This window comes from Aeromonas sp. s9 (assembly GCF_040907765.1).
GTDB classification, from domain to species: domain Bacteria; phylum Pseudomonadota; class Gammaproteobacteria; order Enterobacterales; family Aeromonadaceae; genus Aeromonas; species Aeromonas caviae.
The window spans coordinates 24,213-48,412 of record NZ_JBFOCK010000038.1 but is presented as its reverse complement, the minus strand read 5'-3'; the positions used below and the strand labels follow the sequence as shown (position 1 = coordinate 48,412).

Annotated in this window: 27 protein-coding genes; 7 read left to right on the top strand and 20 right to left on the bottom strand. The window is 58.1% G+C overall.

Annotated features, from left to right (window positions below):
• Positions 1 to 21: 21 nt before the first annotated feature.
• Positions 22 to 201 carry a hypothetical protein gene (locus AB5Y54_RS07805; protein ID WP_214003229.1) on the top strand — a complete coding sequence of 60 codons (180 nt, stop codon included), beginning with the start codon at positions 22 to 24 and terminating at the stop codon, positions 199 to 201.
• 248 nt (positions 202 to 449) lie between these two features.
• Entirely contained in the window at positions 450 to 938 is a 489-nt protein-coding gene (locus tag AB5Y54_RS07800; RefSeq protein ID WP_368153429.1) for a hypothetical protein, read from the top strand.
• Between the two features lie 145 nt (positions 939 to 1,083).
• On the opposite strand, the gene AB5Y54_RS07795 is transcribed toward AB5Y54_RS07800, so the two are convergent.
• The 3 genes from AB5Y54_RS07795 to AB5Y54_RS07785 form a co-directional block, all read right to left on the bottom strand.
• Positions 1,084 to 1,440, bottom strand: coding sequence for a DUF3653 domain-containing protein (locus AB5Y54_RS07795; RefSeq protein WP_214003231.1), 357 nt, complete (start codon positions 1,438 to 1,440; stop codon positions 1,084 to 1,086).
• Positions 1,441 to 1,619: 179 nt separating this feature from the next.
• Positions 1,620 to 2,915: a site-specific integrase gene (locus AB5Y54_RS07790; protein ID WP_045524874.1), complete on the bottom strand. Its 1,296-nt coding sequence runs from the start codon at positions 2,913 to 2,915 to the stop codon at positions 1,620 to 1,622.
• Positions 2,916 to 3,195: 280 nt separating this feature from the next.
• Entirely contained in the window at positions 3,196 to 3,501 is a 306-nt protein-coding gene (locus AB5Y54_RS07785; RefSeq protein ID WP_039041159.1) for a YebG family protein, read from the bottom strand.
• A 220-nt stretch (positions 3,502 to 3,721) separates the two neighbouring features.
• Here AB5Y54_RS07785 and AB5Y54_RS07780 point away from each other — a divergent pair, with 220 nt between their 5' ends.
• From AB5Y54_RS07780 to rsmF, 4 genes are all read left to right on the top strand, one after another.
• The gene (locus AB5Y54_RS07780) at positions 3,722 to 4,366 is read left to right on the top strand and encodes a paraquat-inducible protein A (RefSeq protein WP_010674754.1); all 645 of its coding nucleotides are present in this window, start codon (positions 3,722 to 3,724) and stop codon (positions 4,364 to 4,366) included.
• On the top strand, positions 4,344 to 4,952 hold the full coding sequence (locus AB5Y54_RS07775; RefSeq protein ID WP_010674753.1) for a paraquat-inducible protein A: 609 nt from the start codon (positions 4,344 to 4,346) through the stop codon (positions 4,950 to 4,952). The genes AB5Y54_RS07780 and AB5Y54_RS07775 overlap by 23 nt, the downstream gene beginning before the upstream one ends.
• A 51-nt stretch (positions 4,953 to 5,003) precedes the next feature.
• Positions 5,004 to 7,556: an MlaD family protein gene (locus tag AB5Y54_RS07770; protein ID WP_368153427.1), complete on the top strand. Its 2,553-nt coding sequence runs from the start codon at positions 5,004 to 5,006 to the stop codon at positions 7,554 to 7,556.
• A gap of 129 nt (positions 7,557 to 7,685) precedes the next feature.
• Positions 7,686 to 9,116: a 16S rRNA (cytosine(1407)-C(5))-methyltransferase RsmF gene (gene rsmF / locus AB5Y54_RS07765; RefSeq protein WP_368153442.1), complete on the top strand. Its 1,431-nt coding sequence runs from the start codon at positions 7,686 to 7,688 to the stop codon at positions 9,114 to 9,116.
• 233 nt (positions 9,117 to 9,349) lie between these two features.
• On the opposite strand, the gene AB5Y54_RS07760 is transcribed toward rsmF, so the two are convergent.
• The 16 genes from AB5Y54_RS07760 to AB5Y54_RS07685 all read right to left on the bottom strand — a co-directional run bounded on the left by AB5Y54_RS07760 (position 9,350) and on the right by AB5Y54_RS07685 (position 22,352).
• On the bottom strand, positions 9,350 to 9,634 hold the full coding sequence (locus tag AB5Y54_RS07760; RefSeq protein ID WP_319872766.1) for a RepB family protein: 285 nt from the start codon (positions 9,632 to 9,634) through the stop codon (positions 9,350 to 9,352).
• 163 nt (positions 9,635 to 9,797) lie between these two features.
• The gene (locus tag AB5Y54_RS07755; protein ID WP_143237541.1) at positions 9,798 to 10,826 is read right to left on the bottom strand and encodes a tyrosine-type recombinase/integrase; all 1,029 of its coding nucleotides are present in this window, start codon (positions 10,824 to 10,826) and stop codon (positions 9,798 to 9,800) included.
• Positions 10,827 to 11,125: 299 nt separating this feature from the next.
• On the bottom strand, positions 11,126 to 11,905 hold the full coding sequence (locus tag AB5Y54_RS07750; RefSeq protein ID WP_043152708.1) for a TatD family hydrolase: 780 nt from the start codon (positions 11,903 to 11,905) through the stop codon (positions 11,126 to 11,128).
• 12 nt (positions 11,906 to 11,917) lie between these two features.
• Positions 11,918 to 12,865, bottom strand: a complete 948-nt coding sequence (holB, locus tag AB5Y54_RS07745; RefSeq protein ID WP_043152706.1) for a DNA polymerase III subunit delta' — start codon at positions 12,863 to 12,865, stop codon at positions 11,918 to 11,920.
• Positions 12,850 to 13,491, bottom strand: a complete 642-nt coding sequence (gene tmk, locus AB5Y54_RS07740; RefSeq protein ID WP_042017643.1) for a dTMP kinase — start codon at positions 13,489 to 13,491, stop codon at positions 12,850 to 12,852. The genes holB and tmk overlap by 16 nt, the downstream gene beginning before the upstream one ends.
• Positions 13,491 to 14,492 (bottom strand): endolytic transglycosylase MltG, encoded by a 1,002-nt coding sequence (gene mltG / locus AB5Y54_RS07735; protein ID WP_109112825.1) that lies wholly within the window; start codon positions 14,490 to 14,492, stop codon positions 13,491 to 13,493. Before mltG ends, tmk begins: the two co-directional genes overlap by 1 nt.
• Positions 14,482 to 15,288 (bottom strand): aminodeoxychorismate lyase, encoded by an 807-nt coding sequence (gene pabC / locus AB5Y54_RS07730; protein ID WP_161957741.1) that lies wholly within the window; start codon positions 15,286 to 15,288, stop codon positions 14,482 to 14,484. The genes mltG and pabC overlap by 11 nt, the downstream gene beginning before the upstream one ends.
• 66 nt (positions 15,289 to 15,354) lie before the next feature.
• Positions 15,355 to 16,596, bottom strand: a complete 1,242-nt coding sequence (fabF, locus tag AB5Y54_RS07725) for a beta-ketoacyl-ACP synthase II (protein ID WP_109112824.1) — start codon at positions 16,594 to 16,596, stop codon at positions 15,355 to 15,357.
• 81 nt (positions 16,597 to 16,677) lie between these two features.
• Positions 16,678 to 16,914 (bottom strand): acyl carrier protein, encoded by a 237-nt coding sequence (gene acpP, locus AB5Y54_RS07720; protein WP_005300909.1) that lies wholly within the window; start codon positions 16,912 to 16,914, stop codon positions 16,678 to 16,680.
• A 157-nt stretch (positions 16,915 to 17,071) separates the two neighbouring features.
• Positions 17,072 to 17,806: a 3-oxoacyl-ACP reductase FabG gene (gene fabG / locus AB5Y54_RS07715; protein ID WP_039041169.1), complete on the bottom strand. Its 735-nt coding sequence runs from the start codon at positions 17,804 to 17,806 to the stop codon at positions 17,072 to 17,074.
• A 13-nt stretch (positions 17,807 to 17,819) separates the two neighbouring features.
• The gene (gene fabD, locus AB5Y54_RS07710; protein ID WP_042017641.1) at positions 17,820 to 18,755 is read right to left on the bottom strand and encodes an ACP S-malonyltransferase; all 936 of its coding nucleotides are present in this window, start codon (positions 18,753 to 18,755) and stop codon (positions 17,820 to 17,822) included.
• Between the two features lie 66 nt (positions 18,756 to 18,821).
• A complete protein-coding gene (locus AB5Y54_RS07705; RefSeq protein WP_010674740.1) occupies positions 18,822 to 19,781 on the bottom strand; it encodes a beta-ketoacyl-ACP synthase III in 960 nt (319 codons plus the stop codon).
• Between the two features lie 6 nt (positions 19,782 to 19,787).
• Positions 19,788 to 20,807, bottom strand: a complete 1,020-nt coding sequence (plsX, locus tag AB5Y54_RS07700; RefSeq protein ID WP_045524864.1) for a phosphate acyltransferase PlsX — start codon at positions 20,805 to 20,807, stop codon at positions 19,788 to 19,790.
• A 9-nt stretch (positions 20,808 to 20,816) separates the two neighbouring features.
• Positions 20,817 to 20,984: a 50S ribosomal protein L32 gene (gene rpmF / locus AB5Y54_RS07695; RefSeq protein ID WP_005300935.1), complete on the bottom strand. Its 168-nt coding sequence runs from the start codon at positions 20,982 to 20,984 to the stop codon at positions 20,817 to 20,819.
• A gap of 20 nt (positions 20,985 to 21,004) precedes the next feature.
• Positions 21,005 to 21,526 (bottom strand): 23S rRNA accumulation protein YceD, encoded by a 522-nt coding sequence (gene yceD, locus AB5Y54_RS07690; RefSeq protein WP_029314532.1) that lies wholly within the window; start codon positions 21,524 to 21,526, stop codon positions 21,005 to 21,007.
• Positions 21,527 to 21,722: 196 nt separating this feature from the next.
• Entirely contained in the window at positions 21,723 to 22,352 is a 630-nt protein-coding gene (locus AB5Y54_RS07685; protein ID WP_323883728.1) for an START domain-containing protein, read from the bottom strand.
• A gap of 183 nt (positions 22,353 to 22,535) precedes the next feature.
• On the opposite strand from AB5Y54_RS07685, the gene AB5Y54_RS07680 reads away from it, so the two are divergent.
• Positions 22,536 to 23,117 (top strand): nucleoside triphosphate pyrophosphatase, encoded by a 582-nt coding sequence (locus tag AB5Y54_RS07680; RefSeq protein WP_109112865.1) that lies wholly within the window; start codon positions 22,536 to 22,538, stop codon positions 23,115 to 23,117.
• A 52-nt stretch (positions 23,118 to 23,169) separates the two neighbouring features.
• Here AB5Y54_RS07680 and rluC read toward each other — a convergent pair whose 3' ends face one another.
• The gene (rluC, locus tag AB5Y54_RS07675; RefSeq protein WP_201893979.1) at positions 23,170 to 24,114 is read right to left on the bottom strand and encodes a 23S rRNA pseudouridine(955/2504/2580) synthase RluC; all 945 of its coding nucleotides are present in this window, start codon (positions 24,112 to 24,114) and stop codon (positions 23,170 to 23,172) included.
• Positions 24,115 to 24,200: the final 86 nt, after the last annotated feature.

The window sequence follows — 24,200 nt, the reverse complement described above, 5'->3', positions numbered from 1 at the left end:
CCACACGGCAGGAGCCCAGTGATGAACAAGAACAAAAAGGACTATATCTACAATCCCAAGCTCTTCAGACGGCCCCGTGGCCCTTCCTCTTCCCCTACCCCACTTCCCCTAACCCCGTCAGTTAAGCCGGGCAATGCCGCCTTTCTCGTCGGCCTGATGCTTGGCTTTATGGCGGGATTCATCCTGGCAAAGCTGACCTGATCTCTTCCCCTTTCCTCCCTTGTTTTGTCCAAAGGAATAGCTTCTATCCATAGGGGGCGACCCTCTTTCATCGTCCTGCGCCCGAAGGGCGCCCGAGCGAAGCGAGGCCAGATGATACCCCGTCAACCCCGCCTAATCCCAAGCCGTGGCCAGTTCTTTTTTTATCCAAAACAATTGAAATTCGTATACGTAAATCATTCATCTGCTATAATGAATAATGTAAACGGAAATCAAATGGAGATACGGAAATGCCTGATCCAATTCGTGGTGGTGCTCGTCCAGGTGCCGGACGTCCGAAGGGAGAAAAAACGACGATGGTCAGGGTGCCGGATGGTTGCCTTGAACAAGTACGATATTTGATTTCTGTTTACAGAAATGCCGGCCAATTACCTTCATTACCTGCTCAACAACTTGGCGATGCTCACAAGCAGGTTGATTTGCCGTTGCTTGAAAAAGTGGACTTAAAAGCTCAGTTGCCAGCGGCTGATCGTGCTTGGGAGGTGTTCAAGGATGCGCTGAGTGGCCGCCAAGGGATTCACCTCATTGAGGAGAGTTATTTCAAGTTGGTTAAAACGTCCAAAGTTGAGTATTCCTATCTCTTTCTTTTGCAGTTGCTTGAACGTCTTCTAATTCTGCCAAATTCAGGCTTAGCCTGCTGTCCCCAAGAATGGTTTGATATGGGGGCGTTACGTAGTTTCGCTAATAAACTCTATAAGGCAAACCCTGCCTGGCATTGAGTCTCCGCACCAGTGAACAGGGGCGCCAGCCCCTACAAGCCGCCCACTGCTGGCGATGGGGACGCCATGCGGTAGGCGGCGGAACATGCCCATCTAGACCAGAGGCGGGGCCCCCCTCCTCCTGCTAAACCGGCTTTTGAGGCTATCAGCGTTCAGAGGTAGGCAAACGCCTTAGCGCGGCATTGTCTTTCAGCGCCTTCAAGTCTTCAGACCCATAGGATTCGATGATTTCCAGACGCTGGCGCGATAGGTAGGTGCCAGCAGGGGTTATCAGGTGATGGCCATTCATTCGCCAGCCATCCCAGTACCGGGTAAAGATGGTTGGCAGCTCCCGTCCAACTGCCATCCTCATGACTCGTTTGCATACGTCTGGGATCTTTTTACCACCATCCCATAACGTGACCTCCATCACAGAAACAAAACAAAGTTTTGCTGTTTCTTCTTCACTTAAACCGCACTCAAACCACCGAAATATAAAGTTTTTTGTGATATTACGTTGCATCCGTTCATTCTCGTCCGAAACTGACAACATCGTCAGCGGGGACGGAATCGGCCCTTTAAACGTAATCATGAATTATGCGCAGTGTCGAATTTATGAGTCCCAGGGCATGGTCAATCAAGGATTGTCTTTAGGTCCCGCGTCTTGGTTATGAGTGCAGTTTTATTGTTCACCACTGGTTATCAATCATATGTTCGGTTCTGGTCGAGCAAGTGGTCCAGCGGCTTGCGGCTGGCACTCTCGTGACGTTCCCGGTTGCCGGTGTGCAGGTACTTGGAGGTGGTGTCGATGCTGTCGTGCCCCGCATCGGCTTGTACGTGGGATAAAGGCCGGCCGTGCAGATTGATGTCATGGGTGATACCGGTGTGGCGAATGGAGTGCGGCGTCAGGGTTCGCATTTCAGCGGCATCCTGATCAAAACCGTCTTGTTCGGCGAGGCTTGCGGCCTGTTCAAATACCGCCATTACCAGGTCTCGTAGCTGGCGGATACCCAGATTGGCATTGAGTTCGCCTTGTTCGCGGCCATGGGCCGCCGCCTTGTGGCGTACGAACAGCGGGGTCTGCTCTCCCGGGGCCGGCAGTGGCGAAAGGCCAAGAAAGGTACGATAGCGAGCCAGGGCTTCGAGCAGAGCCTGAGAAACGGCCACGGTGCGACGTTTACCGCCTTTGCTGCGGGGAATGTCATAACCCCAGACGCCCGTTTTGGCGTCACGTCGAAACTGGCCCATGACGGGGCTGAAACCCGGCCTGGCCGCCACCTCGGAAATCCGCAGATAACAGGCATACATCAGACAGATGAGAAAGCGGCTGCGCTCATGTTGGGCCGGGCATTCGGCAGCGAGCTGTTCGGCGGCTTGCATCACATAGGACCATTGCAGCTCGGTGAAGGATTGCGCGTCTTCACCAGCCTCCTGGGGGCCCGCACGTTTAACCCGCTGCAGCAGGAGAGCCGGATTGCGATCCATGTACTCCTCCTGGATGAGAAACTGGAAGAAGGCGGACAAAATGGCGAGTTTTGTCTTCATCGCCTGCTCACTCAGTCGATACGGCAGCTCCCGGCCCAGTTCCCGCTTGCCAAGAAACGGACGCCACAGGGGGTTTGGCAACCGTTCCCCCCACTCCTTGTCGAGCACGAACTGGGCGACGTTGCGATAGGCAATCAGTCCGGACGGTGGCGCCTGGCAATAGTCGAGATAGCGCATCATGATGCGCCTGGTGAGATCCCTGGGGCTGATGGCCACCTCGCAAAAGCACCAGTGCAAAAAAGTGGTCAGCTCACTGCGATAGGTCTTGTAGTTGTTTTCGCTGTGGCGCTGCTCCAGCAGCCAGTCGACGGCCAGCTCATAGACGATCCCCGCGTCGGGGACCTTGCCAAGACTCAGGGTGGCGAGGTACTGGTTGACCTGGGGATTGCCCGCCTCAAGGTGGTCCACGCTATCGAACAGTGGCATGGCGGGTGGAAGTGCTGGATGAGTCATGATGGTGTGTGATGTCAGTTGAATGTTTTGAACGGGGCCGCAACCCCCTGATGCCGATAAATGGGGTTATCGGCATCAGGGCTTGCAGTGCGCCTTGGGGGCAACGACCTGAGGCATCTTGCTGTGATACCCCATGATGACGAGCAATCGGCATATTCAATGAATATGCGGTGTGGTTGGAAAATTATCGGGGAAAATAGTCGCGATAATGACTTAAGTTGCACTTTTCATGAATGAGAGCTCGGCTTCTGCCTCACATCCCCTTCCCCGCCCTTTCGTCTCAAGCCACGCTCTTCAGGGGCTTCCCCTTTGGCAGTTCAGTATCCAGCTTGTCTTCTTTGGGGGGATTCCCCTGCCCTTTTCCACCGCGCAATACCTGCTGCAACTGATCCCGCTGCTCGGCCAGATAAAAGGCCAGACTCTCCTGCTGTTCCGGTGCAAGCGCGACCGGCGCGCCCGCCAGCAGTGTCATCAGCTCATCGGCGGTGTCCAGCAGTTTGTCATAGGCATCCGCCTCTTTCTTGCTGGCAAAGGTCATCTTCTCCACTCCCCCACGTACCACAACATACTTGATCTCAACGGCCATCGCGGCGCCCTCCTGATGATTGTGATTGCAAGTATATGTACATATATACAGTATTGCAAATACCCTCAGTATGTCGGCATGCATCGCCAGCCCCTGCTTGGCTGGCGGCGGCCAGTTCACAGCGGAAAACACGTCTTTTCAAAGGGGGGTGTGCAGCGCGGCAAGACAGGGCAGGCGTTTTAAGGTAAATTTCATCAATTCCTTCAACAGGTTGAATCGTATGTCGGATCCGCACTCGGTGATTGTCTGTCCGGCCTGTGACTTGCTGATCGAACGCAAGTTGCTGCCGCTGCGCCGTCACGCCCATTGCCCCCGCTGTCATCAGCATCTGTATGGGCGTTATGCCTTTCGCCCTTCCCAGTTGATGGCGCTGACCATCACCGGATTCCTGTTGCTGCCTTCCGCGTTTTTTGAGCCTTTGATCTATCTTCGTCTGGCGGGTGTGAACTCGGACGCCAACCTGATCAAGGGAATTATGATGCTGTATGCCGAGAGCGAGCTCTGGGTGGCAACACTGGTGCTCTGGTGCGCCGTGCTGGCGCCGACAGGGCTGCTGCTCGGGATCTTTGCCCTCGCCTCCGGCCTGGCCAAGCGCTGGCATCTGCTGGCGTGGACCCTCAAAGCGGTCGAGGTATTTCGCCACTGGGCCATGCTGGAGGTGTACATCGTCAGCCTGCTGGTCGCCCTGTTCAAACTTATCGACATCGCCGACGTGCGCCTGGGAGGCGGTCTGCTGAGCCTGGGTTGTCTGATGCTGCTCAACATGACGCTGCTGATCCTCTTTGATCCTGCCCCTTACTGGGAGCGGATTCCGCTGCAACATGCCTCCCGGGAGCCGGACCATGTCCCCGATCAGCGCCCGTGAACTGGGGCTTTGCCGCTGCCATACCTGCGGGTTGCTGGTGCGCCATCAACACGGCATGAGCTGCCCTCGTTGTCACACCCCCTTGCAGATGCGCATCCCCCATTCCCTCGCCTGGTCATGGGGCCTGTTGGCGCTGGCCACCTTCATGTTGTTGCCTGCGAACCTGCTGCCCATCACCCACTTCTACAACAAGGGATTATTGCAGTCCGATACCATTTTCAGCGGTATCATGGCGCTCTATCGCAGCAAGATGTCCGGCATCGCCACCATAGTACTGACCGCGAGCATCATCGTGCCCATCGGCAAGATCCTGGGTCTTGGCTGGATCTGCTGGCAGTTGCAGCGCAGCAAGCCGGTGCGCCGCAAACGCCAGCTCGTCATGTACCGCATCATCGATTTCATCGGACGCTGGTCCATGCTGGACCTGTTCGTCATCTCGCTGATGGTGGCCCTGGTGGATCGCGGCGTGCTGCTCAACGTGCGTGCCGGCCCCGGGGCGACGGCGTTCGCCGGCGTGGTGGTGCTCACCATGATGTCGGCCAGGATGCTCGATACCCGCCTGTTGTGGGACAAGGCGGCCCGTTAATGTTTTTTGTGTCGAACGCGCTGTGCATCACAGCCAATGTAAGGAGTCGGTATGGTCGGGGCTGAGCCCGTCATTGAGAAGCACCGCTGGTTATCACCGGTCTGGTTGCTGCCCTTCATCGCCCTCTTGCTGGCGGGAGGCTTTCTCTACCAGCAGTGGACGAGCAGTGGTCAACTCATTCGCATCAACTTTGCCCAGGGCAACGGTATCTTGCCGGGCAAGACCCAGTTGCGCTATCAGGGGGTCGCCATCGGCGTGGTCCAGGAGCTGGAACTGGCACAGGATGGTCGCAAGATTGCGGTGCTGGCCAAGGTGGACAGCCGTGCCCGCTCCCTCATACGCAAGGGCTCCGACTTCTGGCTGGTGAGTCCGAAGGCGTCACTGACCGAGATCTCCGGCCTGGACACCCTGGTGTCCGGCAACTACATCAACCTGCAACCCGGACGGGAGAACAACCCGCTGGAGGATGAGTTCGATGCCCTGGATGGCCCTCCCCCCGGTTATCAGGCCCAGGGGCGCACCTTGCACCTGACAGCCGATTCTCTGGGGTCGGTGGGCATCGGCGCCAAGATCTATTTCCGCGGGCTGGAGGTGGGCAGTGTCATCAACACCCGTCTTGGGGAAGAGAACCAGAACGTGATCCTGGATCTGGTGATCGAGCCGCGCTTCGAGCACCTCGTCAAGGCGGATACCCGCTTCTGGAACATCAGCGGCATCAAGGGCTCCTTCAGCCTGGCTGGCGTCAGCGTGGAGGCGGGCAGCCTCACCTCCATCCTGAGCGGTGGCATTGCGTTTGACTCCCCCAAGGATTCTCCCGTGGAGCAAAAGGGGGTCAACTTCATCCTCTACAAGGGGCTGGCCGAGGCCGCCCGGGGTGAGCGCATCACCATCCTGGCGGGGACTCTGCCCATCAAGGAAGGGATGCCCATCCTCTATGAGGGCATCGAGATTGGACGAGTCGACCCCATTCGCCTCACCGAACAGGGGCGGAGCGTGACGGCCCTCATCAACCCCGAGCAGGCGTTCCGGGTGACCGGCAAGAGTCGTCTGGTGTGGGAGACGGTCTCTCTCTCCCCTGCCGGGATCAAGCATGCGGATCGCCTGCTGGCCGGGCCCGCCATTCGTCTGGACTATGAACCCGGTAAACGGGTCAACACCATGACCCTGGAGAGCCAGGCACAGCGCGGCGGCATCAAGCTGACCCTGCAGGCAGAGGATCTCGCCGGTTTGAGCGAAGGGGCTCCGCTCTGGTTCAAGGGGTTGCAGATAGGTCAGCTCGGGGCACTGACCCTGGATGCCGGCGGCAATGCCAGTGTCGAGTTGCTGGTGAACGAGCGTTATCGCCATCTGCTGCAACGGGCTCGCTTCTATCGCGCCGCCCCCTTGCAGGTGGAGGCGGATCTCAGCGGTATCAAGGTGGAGACCAGCCCGGCCAGTGCCTGGTTGGCGGGGGGCATCAAGCTGGTACAGGCTGCGAAGGGTGACAGGATTGACCGCCTCTACCCCAGCCAGGAGCTGGCCCTGCTTGGGAGCCGCCATGCCAAAGCGGTCAGCTGGACGCTGCGTGCCGCTCAGGCTGATGGTATCGGTGTGGGCTCCCCCGTCCTCTACCTGGGACTGGAAGCGGGCAAGGTCAAGGCGCTGGATGCCGATGATCGCGGTGTGGCCATCACCCTGGAGATCGATGCCATCTATGCTCCTTTGCTCAAGCAGCAACCCCAGTTCTGGAAGAAGGCCGCCATCGACGGCAAGATCCGGCTCGATGGCGTGCAGGTCAAGATGGGGAACCTCGCCACCCTGCTGCGTGGTGCCATCGAATTCGACAAGCTGGGGACAGGTCGCAGCAGTCATCAGCTCTTTGACAGCAAGGAGCAGGCAAGCTCCCAGGTGCGCACCCTCACCCTCACGGCGGATCACAACCCGGGTCTCGGGGTCGGCAGCCCCATCCGCTATCGCGGAGTGGACATCGGCAAAGTGGAGCAGGTGGAACTGGATCCGACCCTGGGCCAGGTAAGCTTCAAGGCCGAGCTGAATGAGCAATATGCCGCGCGCTTCCTGCAATCCGGGGCGCGCTATGCCCTGGTGCAGGCCAAGGTCGGGCTGGGGGGGGTTGCCCACCTCGATACCCTGATCAAGGGGGCCTTTGTGGAGGCGACACCGGGCCGGGGGGCTGGCAAGGAGACCTTCCCCTTGAGCCAGAGTGGCCCCGCCGGTCTTGCCCTGACCCTCAAGAGCCCCTCCGTCGATGGCATCAGCGTGGGCAGCCCCCTGCTGTTTCGCAAGATGGTGGTGGGCAGTGTCACCGGCGTGACGCTTGCCCGGGATGGCAGTGAGGTGCTGATCGATGTGAATGTGGATGGACAGTACGCCCATCTGATACGCGCCAACAGCCGTTTCTGGAATGTCTCCGGGGTCAAGGCCGATATCGGGCTGACCGGTGGCACCATCGAGGTCGAAACGGTGCAAAGCCTGCTGGCGGGCGGGATTGCCTTCAATACGCCGGAGCGGGAGATGGGCGCGACCGTCAAGGCGGGCCATCGTTATCCGCTTCATGCCAAGGCGGAAAAAGAGTGGCTGGAGTGGAGTCCCCGCATCTTGCCCTGAGTTATTTCCCTGCTCGTCAAAAACCGGCCTTGTGCCGGTTTTTTTATGGCCTCATGGACTCCCCCATCAAGAAGGGCCACGCACTGTGGTAAGATGTCGCCCCTCATTTTGGGTCAGCGAGATTGCGCCGTGCACGACAACACCTACCTCCCCGATCACTTCCTGCGTCACATTGCGGAGTTCATGCCATCCCATCTCTCCATGGAGGCATTCGTGGCGAGTTGCCGGCAGCCGCTGCGGCGCAGCATCCGGGTCAACACCCTCAAGATCACGGTATCCGAGTTTGTCGCCCGCATGGCGCCGCTTGGTTGGCAGCTGGATCCCGTGCCCTGGTGTGCAGCCGGCTTCTGGCTCACCCGCAGCGATGAGAGCGTTCCCCTTGGCAACACGGCCGAGCATTTGTGCGGCCTCTTCTATATCCAGGAAGCGAGCTCCATGTTGCCGGTGATGGCGCTCTTTGCCAGTGAGCAAACCCGAGGGGATGGCATGTTGCTGGACGCGGCCGCCGCCCCTGGCTCCAAGACTACCCAGATCGCGGCGCTGATGGAAAACCGCGGCATGCTGATCGCCAACGAGTTTTCCAGCAGCAGGTTGAAAGTGCTGAGCGCCAATATCCAGCGCTGCGGTGTGACCAACGTCGGCATGACCCATTTCGATGCCAAGGTCTTTGGCCAATGGCTGCCTGAAACCTTCGACGCCATCCTGCTCGACGCCCCCTGCTCCGGCGAGGGGACGGTGCGAAAAGATGAAGACGCGCTGCGCAACTGGAGTCTCGAGAGCATCGACGAGATTGCCGCGGTGCAGCGTGGCCTGCTGGAGAGCGCTTTTCACGCCCTCAAACCCGGCGGCGTTCTGGTCTACTCCACCTGCACCCTGAGCCTGCAAGAGAATCAGGCCGTCTGTCAGTCACTGCAAGAGAAGTTCGGCGATGCCTTCAGCTTTGACTCGTTGGCCGATCTCTTTCCGGGGGCGGAGAAAGCCTGTACGCCGGAGGGATACCTGCATGTGTGGCCCCAGATCTTCGACAGTGAGGGCTTTTTCGTCGCCCGGTTGCGCAAGCATCACTCCGTGCCCAACACCATGTTCAAACCGGGCAAGCTCGGCAAGTTCCCCTTCTCACCGCTGCCAGAGAAAGAGGCCGGCCCCATGTTGCGGGAGATTGAAGGGAATTTTGGCATCGTGCCCCATGGCCAACTGTTTGGCCGCAATGACGAGATCTGGCTCTTCCCTCACGCTTTCGAGCAGGTACAGGGGAAGCTGCGTTTCGATCGCATCGGCATCAAGCTGGCTGAAACCTTCAAGAAGGGATATCGATTGACCCATGAATGGGCTCTGGCTTACGGCCATGAGGCGAGCAAGGGATGCGTCGAGCTGGATGCCGCCAATGCCCGTGAATTCATGATGGGACGAGATGTCTGGCCAGAGCAGGATGCCGGGAGTGGGGAAGTGATCGTTCGTTACCAGGGGCACCCGCTCGGCATGGGGAAATGGGTGGGGAGTCGCATCAAGAATGCCCTGCCCCGGGAGCTGGTACGGGACAACAACCTGTTCAATGCGTGAGAGTGGGGTCGCTCGAGCAAAAACAGCGCCTGTTCGAGTCTGAAAAAACCCCACTCTGGTTGAACTTTTATCCGGTTCTTGAAATGCCTAGAGCCTTGTCTAAGCTTAGGCTATCCGCATACCAGTTAGCGCACGGCTCTGCAAGGAGCCAATTCCCCTATGCCAGGTACAAGGAATTCGTACCTGGCTTTTTTTGTCTTCCTTTTTCAATCACGCCGGTTCGATACCATCGTCTATTCGAGTATGTCTGCCGACTCGGGGATATCGCTCTGCTGCGCGTTGGTCGTTTGTTGCAGTTCGTTCTGATAGAGCAGATCGATCGCCTGCTCGATGATGGAGGCCTGACTGTCTTCCAGTTGTTGCCCCAGCATGGCCAACCGCTCTGCATGACGATTGCTTATCCAGCATTGCAACCGGCTGTGGGTTTCCTGCTTGCGCTTCACGTGCTGGCGCTGCCGTTCGGCATTCTCTTGCGCAGCGCTTTTCTTCAATTCCTGGCTATCGTGACCTTCCGACATGTCTACATCGTGAATGTTATCTCTCATTTTTCATTGGCATCTTCTACGAAAGTAAATCGGATTACGACTCTCCCACCGTTATGATGTCTGTGGAGGACGACATGAATATATCACCAGATCAACAGGATATCATTTAACATAAAAAATGGAGAGGCGCGGTTCTCTATAACAACCCATCCAGGGCGTGATCGGAGAACTTGTGGGCATCGTCGAAATATTCCTGCAAGGTGCGCATGTCCTTGTGTCGGGTCACCTCGATGATCTTGTTCATCGGCTTGCCCGCCGTCACCGCCGAGGTGATGAACCCCCGCCGCAAACTGTGGCCACTGACGTGGAGATCGTCGATGGCCTGGCCGGTTCGCCGCTTGATCATCAAGTTGATACCTTGCGGCCCCAGGGGATCTGTCATCAGCTGTCCCCAGCGATTCATTCGACGAAACAGGGGGCCCTCAGCAATCCGGCTTTTTTTCAGCCATTGTTGCAGTGCAGAGACCGGGCAATACCGGGTTCCTGGAATGAGTGCTATCTCCGATTCATGGAGCTGATGTTTGCTTGGTTTGAGACAAAGGCGTATCCCCTGCCCCACAAACTGCACGTCATTCACCTCGATCCTGGCCGCTTCCGATCGACGCAAGGCGCCACTGAACATCAGGAGCAACAGGGTGTAATCTCGAAGCCCAGCCAGGTTGCTGGTGTCTATCTCGTCCAATACGCAGGCCAATGGTTTCAGGGTCAGCGCCCCCGTTTTGCGTTTGCGGTTATCACCGAGCCGTACTATGCCCCGCATCATCTCCTTTATCTCCGCATGCTCTGTCGGCATGGGGTGGATCCCCTTCTGCTTGAAGGCATAACGAATGCCGGCAAGCCGTCTTACCAGGGTGGCCGGTTTGCGAGGTTCCCCGTTGCGAAGTTCCCCCTTTCCTTCTTCCTTGTCCAGCCAGACCCAGTTGGCCAGGATGCCGTCGGCCTGATCCGCCAGAAAATTCATGATGTCGTGATGTGTTGTCTGCAAGGGATCCAGCCCATGGAGTTGGCACCAGGAGACAAAGATACGGGTATCTGCCTGATAGGCATTGAGGGTGGAGTCGGCTTTAGCGCTGCGCAGGAAGCGTCTTGCCCGGCTGTTCAGCTGAGGATCGAAGACGCTTTGCAAGGATTGCTGAACTGGGTTTTGAAGGCTTGGGTAGTTCACTTAACTCTATGATTTAAAGCGGAGTTTCGGTGGATCTTACAGGATCATTCAGATCTATCAAGTATCGATAATGAATATTATCGATACTTATGAAGAGTGCTTTAACCCATTTCAGCTCACTCATTTATTCCTCAAGCACTCTGTCATCCCTGCTCCGTTTTATCAGGAACTGGCGATTTGATCTCATCAGCATCAACCACACAAAGTGAGAGATAACAACTTGACATTATTGTTTTTGGATGGGTCGTGATAGTGCAGATTGTCATAGTAAAACACCCCGCTATGCGGGGCGTTGTCTGTTATCGCTTTGCCAACTTGAACAATTCGAAGAAATTGTGGCTGGTGGCCTCCGCCAATTCGGCGAGCGGAATCTGGCGAAGATCCGCGATAAATTGGGCAACGTCGCGAACAAAGGCCGGCTCGTTCTCCCTCCCCCGGTGCGGAACCGGTGCCAGATAGGGAGAGTCGGTTTCAACCATCAGTCGCTCCAGGGGCAACGCCTTGACCACTGCCTGCAGGGCTGAGGCGTTCTTGAAAGTGGCTATTCCCGAGATGGAAATATAGAACCCCATGGCCATCGCGGCCTCGGCCATTTCGAGGGACTCGGTGAAGCAGTGCAGCACTCCGCCCACCTGTTCGGCCCCCTCCTCTCGTATGATCCGCAGCGTGTCTTCCTGGGCATCCCGGGTGTGGATGATGAGCGGTTTGTTCAGTGCCCGGGCTACCCGGATATGTTCGCGGAAAGAGGCTTGCTGTACATCCTTGTTTTCCGGTGAATAGAAGTAGTCGAGCCCGGTTTCGCCGATGGCCACCACTTTCTCATCGGCCGCCTGAGTCAGCAGCAAGGCAGCATCCACCCCGGGATCCTGATTGAGCGGGTGAACACCGCAGGAGGCAAACACCTGGGGATGGGGGGCGATGGCCTCCATCATGGTCGGGAACTGGGCCTGAGTCACACTCACGCAGAGAAAATATCCCACGCTCTGCTGCGCCGCCTTGGCCAGTACATCGGCCATGTCGGTCTGCTTGGAGCCATAACTCAAGCGATCGAGATGGCAATGGGAATCAACGAGTAACATAGACAACCTTGTTTATAACCAGCGATTGAGCCAGTTCATCAAATGGATGGTGGGATTGGAAAGCTGCCCTGGCTGACAAGCCTCCTTCAGCACAACCAGCTGCTGTTCAGCTTCCAGGAGCCGTTCGCTGGAGTGTCTCTCAGCCAGTTGCTGGCTGAGTGATGCAAGATCCGGCATCGCCAGTTGATGATGGCCGCAGCCAGCCTGAAGCTTGAGGGCATCGCACAAGAAGAGCTGCAACCAGTGCAGCCGGACCTGATTATCCTCGGCCAACTGGGCGCAGACATTCGCCGCACGGGTGGGGGCCGATGCCAGCGAGACAAATCCGTCGAGCAATGCCCGTCTGGCATCATCTTGCTGTGCTTCGATATAGCTCAGCACCCGCAGCGGCGCACCCTGGCAGATCCGCACCTGGGCCTGGGTCGCCTGATGGCCCTGCTCGGCGAGCCAGGCAAGGGTCTCCCCCTCAGAGGGGAGCTGGCAGACATGCTTGTGACAACGGCTCAAGATGGTGGGGAGCAGGCGAGATACCCGGGATGCGATGAGCAGCAACAGACTGTCGCCAGCCGGCTCTTCCAGCGTCTTCAGCAAAGCATTGGCGGCAGACTCCGTCATGCGCTCCGCCTCCTGAATGATCACCACCTTGCCGCGACCGAGCTGGGACGTGCTCTGGAGGCGGCTGCAAATCTCCCGGATGGCTTCGACACCTATGGTCTTGCCCTCTGGCCCCAGGGTGCCAAGATCCGGGTGATGCCCCTTCTCAAAAAGCTGGCAGGAGTGGCACTGACCGCAGGGCTCACCTCGTTGTGGATGCTGACACAGGTGCAGTCGCGCCAGTCGCTCTGCAAGCTGCTCCTTGCCAAGGCCGGGATCGCCTAGCAGCAACCAGGCGTGGCCGAGCCGTCCGGCCCGGGACGTCTCGCTCAAGGCATGCCAATCCGGGATCAGCCAGGGATACATAGCCCCTCGCTTGCCAGATAATGCTCAAGGGCTGCCTCGATGGCGGCTTTGACTTGCGCCGGGGGCAACCCGGCATCGATGACCTGGATGGAATCATCGGCGGCCGCCAACTCGAGGTAACGCTGGCGGGTACGTTCAAAGAAGCCGATCTGCTCCAGCTCAATCCTGTCCAGCTCGCCGCGATGGCGGGCCCGCTGCAGGCCGATGGCAGGATCGATGTCCAGATAGAGCGTCAGATCCGGCTTGAAATCCCCGAGGACCGCCCGTTTGATGGCGCCGATGAGGTTCGCATCGATGCCGCGGCCACCCCCCTGATAGGCCTGGGAGGAGAGATCGTGGCGATCGCCCACTACCCAGATGCCGTCTGCCAGGGCAGGCTTGATCCGGGTCTCCACCAGTTGTACCCGGGAGGCGTACATCAACAGCAGCTCGGCCTCGACGGTCAGGCGCTCGTCGTGCACTTCCTTGACGATGGCCCGCATGCGTTCCGCCAGCGGCGTGCCGCCCGGCTCCCGGGTGCACTCGATCCGCGCAACTCCGTGGGCTTGCAGATAGTCGGTCACATAGCGCACCGCAGAACTCTTCCCTGCCCCTTCCAATCCTTCAATCACGATAAATTTAGACATTAGGGTTTCTTCAATATGTATTCACGCACCGCCCGATTGTGTTCATCGAGGGTCTTGGAGAAGTAGTGGGCACCGCCCCCCTTGGCAACGAAGTAGAGATAGTCGGTCGATTTGGGGTTGAGCGCCGCCTCGATGGAGGCCTTGCCCGGCATGGCGATGGGCGTCGGAGGCAGACCGTCGATCACATAGGTGTTGTAGGGGTTCACGTCGGTCAGATCGCTACGGCGAATGTTGCCATCGTACCTCTCCTTCACCCCATAGATGACGGTAGGGTCGGTCTGCAACTTCATGCCAAGGCGTAGACGGTTGACGAACACAGAAGCAATCTGGGCCCGTTCATCCGGTTGGCCCGTCTCTTTTTCGATGATGGAGGCCATGATGAGCGCTTCATAGGGAGTCTTGTAAGGCAGATTGGCCTGACGCTTCTCCCAGGAAGCCTCTAGGAACGTTTTCATGTCCTGATAGGCGCGGCGCAGGATCGAAAGATCGCTGGCATGAGTGGTATAGGCGTAGGTTTCCGGCAGGAACCACCCCTCCAGCTTGCCATTTTCGATGCCGAGCTCCTGAGCCAGCTCGGTTTCGCTCTGCTCCAGAGTCAGGCGCTCCAGATAGGGGGCGCTGGAAAGTTGCTTCAGCCAATCCTCAAATCGGGACCCTTCGACAAAGGTCAGGCTGAAGTGAAACTCCTTGCCGGAAGCAAAGAGAGAGAGAGTCTCCTTGAGCGGCGCCCCTTCCTTGATTTCATAGGTGCCGGACTTGATGGCCACCAGTTCGGGATGACCGCGCAACCAGAGACGCACCGCCCAGGGGCTGGTTTCCCCCTCCCCCAGTTCGGCAATCAGGCGCGCCGCATGGGCGCCTTTTTCGACGGTAAAGAGGCGTGTTGGCCCCTTGTTGGTGAGCGTCTCCACCTGTTGCCACTTGTGATACACGTACCCTCCGACAACGGCGACAGAGAGTGCCGCCCCTGCGAGCAGGGTGTAAAGCCGATTAAACTTCAATGACCAAGCGCTCCTGTAAACGGCGGATCAATACCGGACTGGGATAGTGCATATCCCCGATGCGGGTGACCGGGACAATCCCCATCAGGGTATTGGTCAGCCAGACTTCTTCCGCCTGCCAGAGTGACTCCAATGGAGCCTCAACGACACGCAGTTCAATGCCCATCTGTTTAAGCATCGTCATCACGCGCTTGCGCATGATGCCATCGATCCCGGCGCGGGTGAGATCCGGTGTGAACACCGTCCTGCCACGACGCCAAAACAGATTGGCGCTGACCCCTTCTACCAGAAATCCCCGGCTGTTCAAGACTATACCTTCGACCCCGCCACGCGCAGCAAGTTCGCGCTTCAGCATCACTTGTTCGAGGCGCCCCAGCGTCTTGAGACCGGCGAGCATGGGACTGTCACCAAGCTGCCGCTGGCATACCAGGGCATTGATGCCGGTTTGCTGCCAATCATGATAATGCTCAGGATAAGGTGCCAGAGAGACGATGCGAGTGGGCGTGTCACAGCCTGCGGCGTCATATCCCCGCCCACCGGCGCCCCGGGTCAGCATTATCTTGACGACAGCCTGTGTCTGCCCAGAAGCCAGCTGCGCCGCTTCGTCGGCAAGCAGGTCCCAGGAGTGCTCGCCAAAACCAAGCCGGGCGTTGGCATGTTGCAGCCGGGCCAGATGGTCCTGCCACCAGAGTACCTTCCCTTCCCTCACCAGCATGGTGGTGAAATGACCATCACCGTATGCCAGCCCACGATCCCTGGCTGACAGTGTTTCTGTGGGTATTCCATTAATCAGCAAGGGGATCCCTCCGATAAAAAAGGCCCGATACTGCCGTATCGGGCCTTATCATTCGCCCAGAGCGAATTATACGCGTTTGAAGATCAGGGAGCCATTGGTGCCGCCAAAACCGAAGGAATTGGAGAGGGCATATTCGAAGCTGCCGGCCTTGGCAACGTGCGGCACCAGATCCAGGTCGCACTCATCATCCGGGTTGTCCAGGTTGATGGTGGGAGGCACCATCTGGTCACGCAGAGAGAGCACGGTGATGATCGCCTCGATGGCGCCAGCCGCACCCAACAGGTGGCCTGTCATGGACTTGGTGGAGCTGACCATCAGGGCGCTGGCATGTTCACCAAACACCTTCTTCATGCCGCGCAGCTCTGCCACATCCCCAAGGGGGGTAGAGGTACCGTGAGCATTGATGTAACCGATCTGCTCGGGTGCGATGCCAGCATCCTTGATGGCGTTCTTCATGGCGCGTGCGCCACCATCGCCGTCCGAGGGAGGGGCCGTCATGTGATAGGCATCCCCGCTCATGCCAAAGCCGACCAGCTCGGCATAGATCTTGGCGCGGCGAGCCTTGGCATGTTCATACTCTTCCAGCACCAGTACGCCGGCACCGTCGCCCAGCACGAAACCGTCGCGATCCTTGTCCCAGGGGCGGCTCGCCTTCTGTGGTTCGTCATTGCGGGTGGAGAGCGCCTTGGCAGCGGCAAAGCCGCCCATGCCCATGGGGGTGGAGGCTTTCTCGGCACCACCGGCGACCATCACGTCCGCATCGCCATAGGCGATCATCCGGCCAGCCATGCCTATGGCATGGGTACCCGTGGTACAGGCGGTTGTCACGGCGATGTTCGGGCCCTGCATGCCTTTCATGATGGAAAGATGACCGGACACCATATTGATGATGGTGGACGGAACGAAGAAAGGGCTCAGCTTGCGGGGGCCGCCATTGATGAGGCTGCTGTGGTTCTGCTCAATGAGACCCAGACCGCCGATACCAGAGCCGATGGCAACGCCTACCCGCTCCGCGTTCTCTTCGTTGATGATCAGGCCGGAATCTTCCAGGGCCTGAACACCCGCCGCCACGCCATACTGGATGAAGAGATCCATCTTGCGGGCTTCTTTGCGGTTGATGCCGAACTCTTCGGGGTCGAAATCCTTGACCAGGCCTGCGAAACGGGTTGCGAACTCGCTTGCATCAAAGTGGTCGATGAGGGAAATGCCGCTCTGCCCGTTGAGCAGGGCTTGCCAGCTGGATTCGGCAGTGTTGCCTACCGGGGAAAGCATCCCCAAGCCGGTCACCACGACTCTGCGTTTTGACACTGAGGTAGTCTCCGAGAGGTGTTTTGAAAGGGGTAAACATAAAAGAAGCGGCCCTTGGGCCGCTTCTTTCAGAACAGGAACTTATTCCTGATTAGCGGTGATGTAGTCGATAGCCGCTTGAACAGTGGTGATCTTCTCGGCTTCTTCATCAGGAATTTCGGTATCGAATTCTTCTTCCAGCGCCATTACCAGTTCAACGGTATCCAAAGAGTCAGCGCCCAGGTCGTCGACGAAGGAGGCAGCGTTCTTCACGTCTTCTTCTTTAACACCCAGTTGTTCGATGATGATTTTCTTTACGCGTTCTTCGATGTTGCTCATGACCTGAATTTTCCTTTAAAAATACGCTATTGCGTCTGGTTGGGGTAGTGTATTCAATTGACGTGAGTTTGCAAGTGACTTGCCGCTGGTCAAACCACGAAATTCGCCAAACTTCGGCGTATTATCGCAAATTTGAACAGAACTCACGACAAATTGATTACACCATGTACATCCCGCCATTAACATGCAGGGTTTCGCCGGTAATATAGGCGGCATCATCCGATGCCAAGAATACCACAGCGGCAGCAATTTCTTTCGGATCGCCCAAACGGGCGGCAGGCACCTGATTCATGATGCCGGCGCGCTGCTCTTCATTGAGCGCCTTGGTCATGTCGGTCTCGATGAAACCGGGAGCAACCGCATTCACCGTGATGCCACGAGATGCCACTTCACGGGCCAGCGACTTGGTAAAGCCAACCAGACCAGCCTTGGCAGCAGCATAGTTGACCTGACCGGCGTTGCCCATGGTGCCGACCACGGAACCGATGCTGATGATGCGACCGTTGCGCTTCTTCATCATGGCACGCAATACCGGCTTGCTCAGACGGTACAGGGAGGTGAGATTGGTGTCGATGATCTCGTTCCACTCGTCATCCTTCATCCGCATCAGCAGGTTGTCGCGGGTGATGCCGGCGTTGTTGATCAGGATGTCGATGTCGCCAAAACGCGCCTTGATGGCGGCGAAGACGGTTTCGATGGATTCCTGACTGGTCACGTTCAGTGCCATGCCGCAGCCTTGCTCACCCAGGTAAGCACTGATCGCCTCGGCACCGCTCTCGCTGGTCGCGGTCCCCACGACTTTGGCGCCACGAGCAGCAAACGTCTCCGCAATCGCACGACCAATGCCACGGCTGGCGCCAGTGACCAACACAACCTTATCGGTAAAACTCATGACTTGCTCCTGTTTACTTGATCTGAGCCAGCGCCTGCTCGAACGAGGCGGCGTCGTTGGCGTGAATACCTTCCACTCGCGCATCGATGCGCTTGGCCAGGCCGGTCAACACCTTGCCCGGGCCCATCTCGATTTCGAGGGTAACACCGTCGTTTGCCATGCGCTCTACCGTTTCAGTCCAGCGAACCGGGCTGAACAGCTGACGCACCAGGGCTTGCTTGATGGCGGCAGGATCCTGCTCACAAGAGACGTCGACATTATTGATGACGGCGATGGCGGGAACCTTGATCTCGATCCCATCCAGGGCGGCGGCCAGCTTTTCTGCGGCCGGTTTCATCAGGGCGCAGTGGGAAGGCACGGAGACCGGCAGCGGCAGGGCACGCTTGGCGCCTGACTCTTTCATCAGCACGTTGGCACGTTCGACCGCCTCTTTGTGGCCGGCGATGACCACCTGGCCCGGAGAGTTGAAGTTGACCGGAGAGACCACCTGCCCCTGGGCCGCTTTCTCACAGTTGGCAGCGATGCTCTCGTTGTCCAGACCGATGATGGCAGCCATGGCGCCAGTCCCTTCCGGTACGGCTTCCTGCATGGCCAGACCACGAAGCTCGACCAGTTTGACGGCATCGGCAAACGCCAGCGCGCCGCTGCACACCAGAGCGGAGTATTCCCCCAGGCTGTGGCCGGCCATCACGGCAGGGGTTGCCCCGCCTTGTTGTTGCCACAGGCGCCACAGCGCGACGGAGGCGGTCAACAGCGCTGGCTGGGTACGCCAGGTCTTGTTGAGATCCTCGGCCGGGCCTGCCATCACCAGGGCAAACAGGTCATAACCCAGCACCTGGCTCGCCTCGGCGAAGGTCTCTTTAATCACGGCGTGTTGCTCAGCCAGCTCGGCCAGCATGCCGACGCTCTGGGAGCCTTGTCCCGGGAAGGCAATGGCAAATCGGGTCATCATTGATTCCTTTAAGGTAAGACGAATTCGGTAAGCGGGCGCCCGAGGACCGGGCACCGCTCGGTATCAGAGGCGAACCAGCGCAGAGCCCCAGGCAAAACCGCCGCCGAAGGCTTCCAGCAGGACCAGCTGGCCGGGTTTGATGCGACCATCGCGCACCCCTTCATCGAAGGCGATGGGCACGGAGGCCGCGGAGGTATTGCCATGACGATCCAGGGTCAGGATCACCTTGTCGAGCCCCATGCCGAGTTTCTTGGCGGTGGCATTGATGATGCGGAAGTTGGCTTGATGGGGCACCAGCCAGTCCAGCTCGCTCGGCTCGACGTTGGCCGCAGCCAGGGTTTCGGTCACGATCTCGCTAAGGCGTGTCACCGCCACCTTGAAGACATCGTTGCCCTTCATGTACATGTAGGCTTCGAGCTCAGCACCCGGCATGCCGCGACGGGGCTGCGGCAGTTTGAGCAGCTCGCCATAACGGCCATCGGCATGCAGATGGGTGGAGAGGATCCCAGGAGTGTCGCTGGCACCGATGACCACGGCCCCTGCCCCATCCCCGAACAGGATGATGGTGCCGCGATCCTCGGGATCGCACATACGTGACAGCACGTCCGCACCGACAACCAGCACGTGGCGAGCAGCGCCGGATTTGACGAACTGATCGGCGATGGCGAGAGCATATGTAAAGCCGGCACAGGCGGCGGCTACGTCAAACGCCGGGATCCCCGGTACGTCAAGCAGCCCCTGCAGTTCACAGGCAGCAGCTGGGAAGGCATTCTCTGCGCTGGTGGTGGCCAGCACTATCATGTCCAGATCGGCGGCAGTCAGACCTGCCGCATCAAGCGCACGCAAGGCCGCCTGATGAGAAAGGGTCGCGACGGTTTCGTCGGCTCCGGCGATACGGCGTTCACGGATCCCGGTGCGTTCCACGATCCATTCGTCACTGGTTTCAACCATCTGTTCAAGATCGGCGTTGGTACGAACCGAACTCGGCAGATAACTGCCAGTACCCAGAATTTTGCTATGCATAGAGTTTTATAAATCCCTGTCGGAAAAGACAGATTCAAGGCGATCTGCAATTTGCAATGGAAGTTGATGTCTGGCTTCTTGTGCGGCCAGCAGAATCGCATGACACAGAGCGCGGCGCTCGGCCCGCCCATGGCTTTTTACCACAATGCCGCGCAATCCTAACAGACTCGCGCCATTATACTGGTCGGGGTTCAGGTAAGAGAAACGCCGTTTGAACATAAATCCGGCGAGTCGACCAAGAAAACTGCGTTTTTTGCGCGGATATCCGGCCAGTTCGGCCATCATCCGCACCACCCCCTCCGCGGTCTTGAGCGCCACGTTGCCCACGAAACCGTCGCAGACGATCACGTCGCACTCGCCGCTGAAGATCCTGTCCCCCTCAATGAAACCGACAAAATTCAGGGCGGAGCATTGGCGCAGCAACTCGGCGCTGTGGCGCACCAGGTCGTTGCCCTTGATCTCCTCCTCCCCTACGTTGAGCAGTGCCACCCTGGGTGAAGGTATCCCCTCCACCTTCTCTGCGACTACGGCGCCCATCACGGCAAATTGCAACAGGGTGTCGGCATCGCAGCTCACGTTCGCACCCAGATCCAGCATCACGGTCCGCTTTCCACTCAATGTGGGCAGCGCCTTGATGAGGGCTGGCCGGTCAACACCGGGCAAGGATTTGAGCACGCACTTGGCCATGGCCATCAAGGCACCGGTGTTGCCTGCACTGACACAGGCATCGGCAGCGCCGCTCTTGACCAGATCCAGGGTCACGCGCATGGAGGAGTCTTTCAGGGTACGCAGCGCCACGATAGGCTTTTCGCCCATGCCCACGACCTGGGAGGCATGCACGAGACGAACGCGAGGGTGGTTGAGCAGGCCATGTTGCTGCAGAAGAGGGGCGGTCTGGTGTTGATCACCGACCAGAACAAGTTTTAGCTGGGGTAGAAGAGACAGTGCCTGCACGGCGGCAGGCACTGTTTCCGAGGGGCCGATATCTCCCCCCATTATGTCTAGCGCGACAGTTTGCGTAGACAAAGGCAATCCTTAAGCGATTACCTTTTTACCGCGGTAGAAACCATCGGCAGTCACGTGGTGACGACGATGAATTTCGCCACTGGTCTGATCAACAGTCAGGGCAGCGGTGGTCAGCGCATCGTGGGAACGACGCATGCCACGCTTGGCGCGGGTTTTACGGTTCTGTTGTACGGCCATGGTAGGCTAACTCCTAAAATTCACTTACGTTTGAGCGCTTCAAGAACTGCAAAGGGATTCGGCCGCTCATCAGCAGGTTCGATTTCACCCCAGGTCATCTCCATGTTTCCTCTGGGGCACACATCCACCGGATGCATGGCTACCTGAGGCAACGAGAGGATGAGTTCATCCTCCAGGATTTGATGAAGATCTATCTCGCCGTTTTCGTCCAACTCAATGGGCTCATAAGCTTCCGGCAGTTCTTCCTCGTTTGTTCTTTCGAACAGCGGAGTGTAAATAAAACTAGCTTCACAAAGGTGTTCAAACGTCTCACCACAACGCTGGCAAACCAGGTCGACCTTGGCATGGGCAGTGCCTTTCATAACGGTCAACTTCTGGACATCTTTGCCAAAGTGCAGTGTGACATCCACATCACTTCGCAAGCCTTCGGTTGATTCCTCCAGCCTGGGCATCTGCGACTTTTCCACTATCCCGACATAATCGAGTAGCTTCAAGGCATTACGGACTGGATCAACCTTAACGGGCAACTTCACCTTTTGCATAGGGCGCGAATATTATAGGTCCAACAAGGGATAGTCAAAGGAAAAAGTCCTTACCGCCGATGATTTTACCTTCACAGGCTCCTGCAAGAGGAACTTGTGCTCATCGGTGGCCGATTATGCCATATCGTGCAGGATCTGGCACAGGATCCTGTTCCCCACCCCTGTCTGTCCACCGGATGTGCTCCTTGGTGTCTCATCAGGTGGCAGAACAGCGCGGGTCGCTCCCCAGCAGGCCTGGTGTCGCAGCCACTCTGGGCTCGGCTTCCATCAGTCGGCGTATGGCTTTGAAACTGCCCACGGCAGCCTTGATGGCAATGGGATTGACCAGCCAGCCCGGCAAGTTGTTGCCCGGATTGGTATAGGTTTCGAGCCGAACGAGTGTGCTGCCATCCCGTTGGGGTAGCGCCTCCCACCGTCCGGCGCTTTCCTGGATCCGGAACAGCCCTGCATGCAATGGCAGGGCATTCGGCTCTGCCCACACCTCGAGAGTCAGGCCGCAATCAATACGTCGACTCAGATGGGAGCGGGTGATGAGCTCCCTGTCTTGCACCGGCCAGGGAGATGCCAGGCGGGTATAGACCAGATCATCGTCGGGACCCGATCTGGCCAGCACCCTGACTTCACGACTCTGGGGCAACCACTCTTCATGGCGCGCCGTGTTGCGCAGCACCGTGATCAGCGCGCCAGGATCGGCATTCACCCGCATCTCCAGACGTAAGGCCTGAAAAGAGGTCGGAGGATGTGGCTGAGTCCAAAGCATCACCCCCTCATCCCCCTGGCGAAGTTGCCATGTCCCTGCCCAGCTGGCGAAGGAGATCAGTGCCATGACCAAGGCCGCATATCGTGTCATCACGCTCAATTCCGATCTCTTGTGTTTGCGCTGTGGTTCCCTCAGCATGCATGCTTCCCGCTAATTAGGCGAGTCCCGCTCTAGACATCTCCTGTTTGCGTGGCCCCATCTGCACAGATAGAATCAACCAATTGATTTATAAATGGATATCATCAAAACATGCAGCCTTCCTTGATTCTCGCGTCCACTTCGTCCTACCGCAAAACCTTGCTGGAAAAACTCGGTCAGCCATTCCACTGTGCTGCGCCTCAAGTCGATGAGACGGCGCGACACGGGGAGACCGCAGAAGCCCTGGTCAGCAGATTGGCGTTTGCCAAGGCGAATGCCGTTGCCGCTGACCGTGATCAAGGATTGATCATCGGTTCAGATCAGGTGTGCGTCTGTGACGGGCAGATCCTCGGCAAGCCCGGCACGGTGGAGAAGGCGGTCGAGCAGTTGCTGCAGGCACAAGGCAAGCACATCATCTTTTACACCGGGCTCTGTGTGATCAATGCTGCGAATGGCCATGCCGAGCAGCTCGTCGAGCCTTTCACCGTGCATTTTCGCTCGCTCGACGAAGCCGCCATCCGTCGCTATGTGGAGGCCGAACGTCCTCTGGATTGTGCCGGCAGCTTCAAATGCGAGGGAATGGGCATCGTCTTGTTCAAGGCGCTGGAGGGGCGCGATCCCAACGCCCTTGTCGGTCTTCCCCTGATAGGCTTGGTTGATCTCCTGGGTCGCCACGGCTTGGCTCTGCCATAACAAGAACTCTGCCATGAAAAACGGGAGCCAAGGCTCCCGTTTTTCATGGCTGTCAGCGTGGCAGCTTGGCGAGAAACGCCTCAAGTTCCGGTGACAATGGTGCTTCCACCTGCATCTCCCGGTCGTCCACCGGATGAGTAAAGGTGAGCTTCCAGGCGTGCAGGAACAGACGCTTTAGCCCCTGCCCTCGCATCTTTTCATCAAAACCGGCCTCACCATATTTGTCATCGCAGGCGATGGGATGGCCGGCGTGCTGGGTGTGGACACGGATCTGGTGAGTACGGCCAGTGATGGGGCTGCACTCGACCAGGGTGGCCTCGGCAAACTGACGGGCAATCCGGAACCGGGTCTCGGAGGGCTTGCCATCGCTGCTGACCCGCACCACCCGCTCGCCGGATTGCAGATCATTTTTGCGAAGTGGCGCATTGACCACCTTGACGTGGGGTTGCCACTGGCCACGCACCAGCGCCAGATACTGCTTGCGCATGGTCTTGACCCGCAGCTGCTCGTGCAGGCTGCGCAGGGCACTGCGCTTCTTGGCAACCAGCAGTACGCCGGAGGTGTCGCGATCCAGCCGGTGCACCAGTTCGAGGAAACGGGCTTCGGGGCGCAGGGCACGCAGCCCTTCGATGACGCCAAAACTCAGGCCGCTGCCGCCGTGAACTGCCATGCCGGACGGCTTGTTGAGCACTATCATGGCGTCGTCTTCAAACAGGATCTGACTCTCCAGACGCTGGATGCTGCCGAGGTTGGCAGAAGGCAACTCATTCTTCTCTGCCACACGCACGGGGGGCACACGCACCTCGTCACCGGCACAAAGCTTGTATTCCGGTTTGATGCGCTTCTTGTTGACCCGCACCTCCCCTTTTCGAAGGATGCGATAAATCAGGCTCTTGGGGACGCCCTTTAACTGAGTCTTGAGAAAATTGTCGATGCGCTGCCCGTCATGCTCAGCTTCGATGGTGAGCAGCTGCACTTGTTGATGTATCTGTGTCATGGCGCGGATTTTAACACCGCTGACAGCCCTTGGCTCCATGCTTTGTTAAAAAATGGCGTCTTGCTATAAAAGTGGTTTAAATGGGA

What these genes read in the sequence shown, in the direction of transcription:
- AB5Y54_RS07770 (WP_368153427.1), top strand. Translation starts at nt 5,004, where the DNA reads ATGGTCGGGGCTGAGCCCGTCATTGAGAAGCACCGCTGGTTATCACCG.
- AB5Y54_RS07790 (WP_045524874.1), bottom strand. Translation starts at nt 2,915, where the DNA reads ATGACTCATCCAGCACTTCCACCCGCCATGCCACTGTTCGATAGCGTG.
- AB5Y54_RS07750 (WP_043152708.1), bottom strand. Translation starts at nt 11,905, where the DNA reads ATGTTACTCGTTGATTCCCATTGCCATCTCGATCGCTTGAGTTATGGC.
- AB5Y54_RS07800 (WP_368153429.1), top strand. Translation starts at nt 450, where the DNA reads ATGCCTGATCCAATTCGTGGTGGTGCTCGTCCAGGTGCCGGACGTCCG.
- AB5Y54_RS07680 (WP_109112865.1), top strand. Translation starts at nt 22,536, where the DNA reads ATGCAGCCTTCCTTGATTCTCGCGTCCACTTCGTCCTACCGCAAAACC.
- rluC (WP_201893979.1), bottom strand. Translation starts at nt 24,114, where the DNA reads ATGACACAGATACATCAACAAGTGCAGCTGCTCACCATCGAAGCTGAG.
- fabD (WP_042017641.1), bottom strand. Translation starts at nt 18,755, where the DNA reads ATGACCCGATTTGCCATTGCCTTCCCGGGACAAGGCTCCCAGAGCGTC.
- yceD (WP_029314532.1), bottom strand. Translation starts at nt 21,526, where the DNA reads ATGCAAAAGGTGAAGTTGCCCGTTAAGGTTGATCCAGTCCGTAATGCC.
- AB5Y54_RS07775 (WP_010674753.1), top strand. Translation starts at nt 4,344, where the DNA reads ATGTCCCCGATCAGCGCCCGTGAACTGGGGCTTTGCCGCTGCCATACC.
- holB (WP_043152706.1), bottom strand. Translation starts at nt 12,865, where the DNA reads ATGTATCCCTGGCTGATCCCGGATTGGCATGCCTTGAGCGAGACGTCC.
- fabG (WP_039041169.1), bottom strand. Translation starts at nt 17,806, where the DNA reads ATGAGTTTTACCGATAAGGTTGTGTTGGTCACTGGCGCCAGCCGTGGC.
- AB5Y54_RS07795 (WP_214003231.1), bottom strand. Translation starts at nt 1,440, where the DNA reads ATGCAACGTAATATCACAAAAAACTTTATATTTCGGTGGTTTGAGTGC.
- rpmF (WP_005300935.1), bottom strand. Translation starts at nt 20,984, where the DNA reads ATGGCCGTACAACAGAACCGTAAAACCCGCGCCAAGCGTGGCATGCGT.
- tmk (WP_042017643.1), bottom strand. Translation starts at nt 13,491, where the DNA reads ATGTCTAAATTTATCGTGATTGAAGGATTGGAAGGGGCAGGGAAGAGT.
- AB5Y54_RS07785 (WP_039041159.1), bottom strand. Translation starts at nt 3,501, where the DNA reads ATGGCCGTTGAGATCAAGTATGTTGTGGTACGTGGGGGAGTGGAGAAG.
- AB5Y54_RS07760 (WP_319872766.1), bottom strand. Translation starts at nt 9,634, where the DNA reads ATGTCGGAAGGTCACGATAGCCAGGAATTGAAGAAAAGCGCTGCGCAA.
- AB5Y54_RS07805 (WP_214003229.1), top strand. Translation starts at nt 22, where the DNA reads ATGAACAAGAACAAAAAGGACTATATCTACAATCCCAAGCTCTTCAGA.
- acpP (WP_005300909.1), bottom strand. Translation starts at nt 16,914, where the DNA reads ATGAGCAACATCGAAGAACGCGTAAAGAAAATCATCATCGAACAACTG.
- AB5Y54_RS07780 (WP_010674754.1), top strand. Translation starts at nt 3,722, where the DNA reads ATGTCGGATCCGCACTCGGTGATTGTCTGTCCGGCCTGTGACTTGCTG.
- AB5Y54_RS07685 (WP_323883728.1), bottom strand. Translation starts at nt 22,352, where the DNA reads ATGGCACTGATCTCCTTCGCCAGCTGGGCAGGGACATGGCAACTTCGC.
- AB5Y54_RS07705 (WP_010674740.1), bottom strand. Translation starts at nt 19,781, where the DNA reads ATGCATAGCAAAATTCTGGGTACTGGCAGTTATCTGCCGAGTTCGGTT.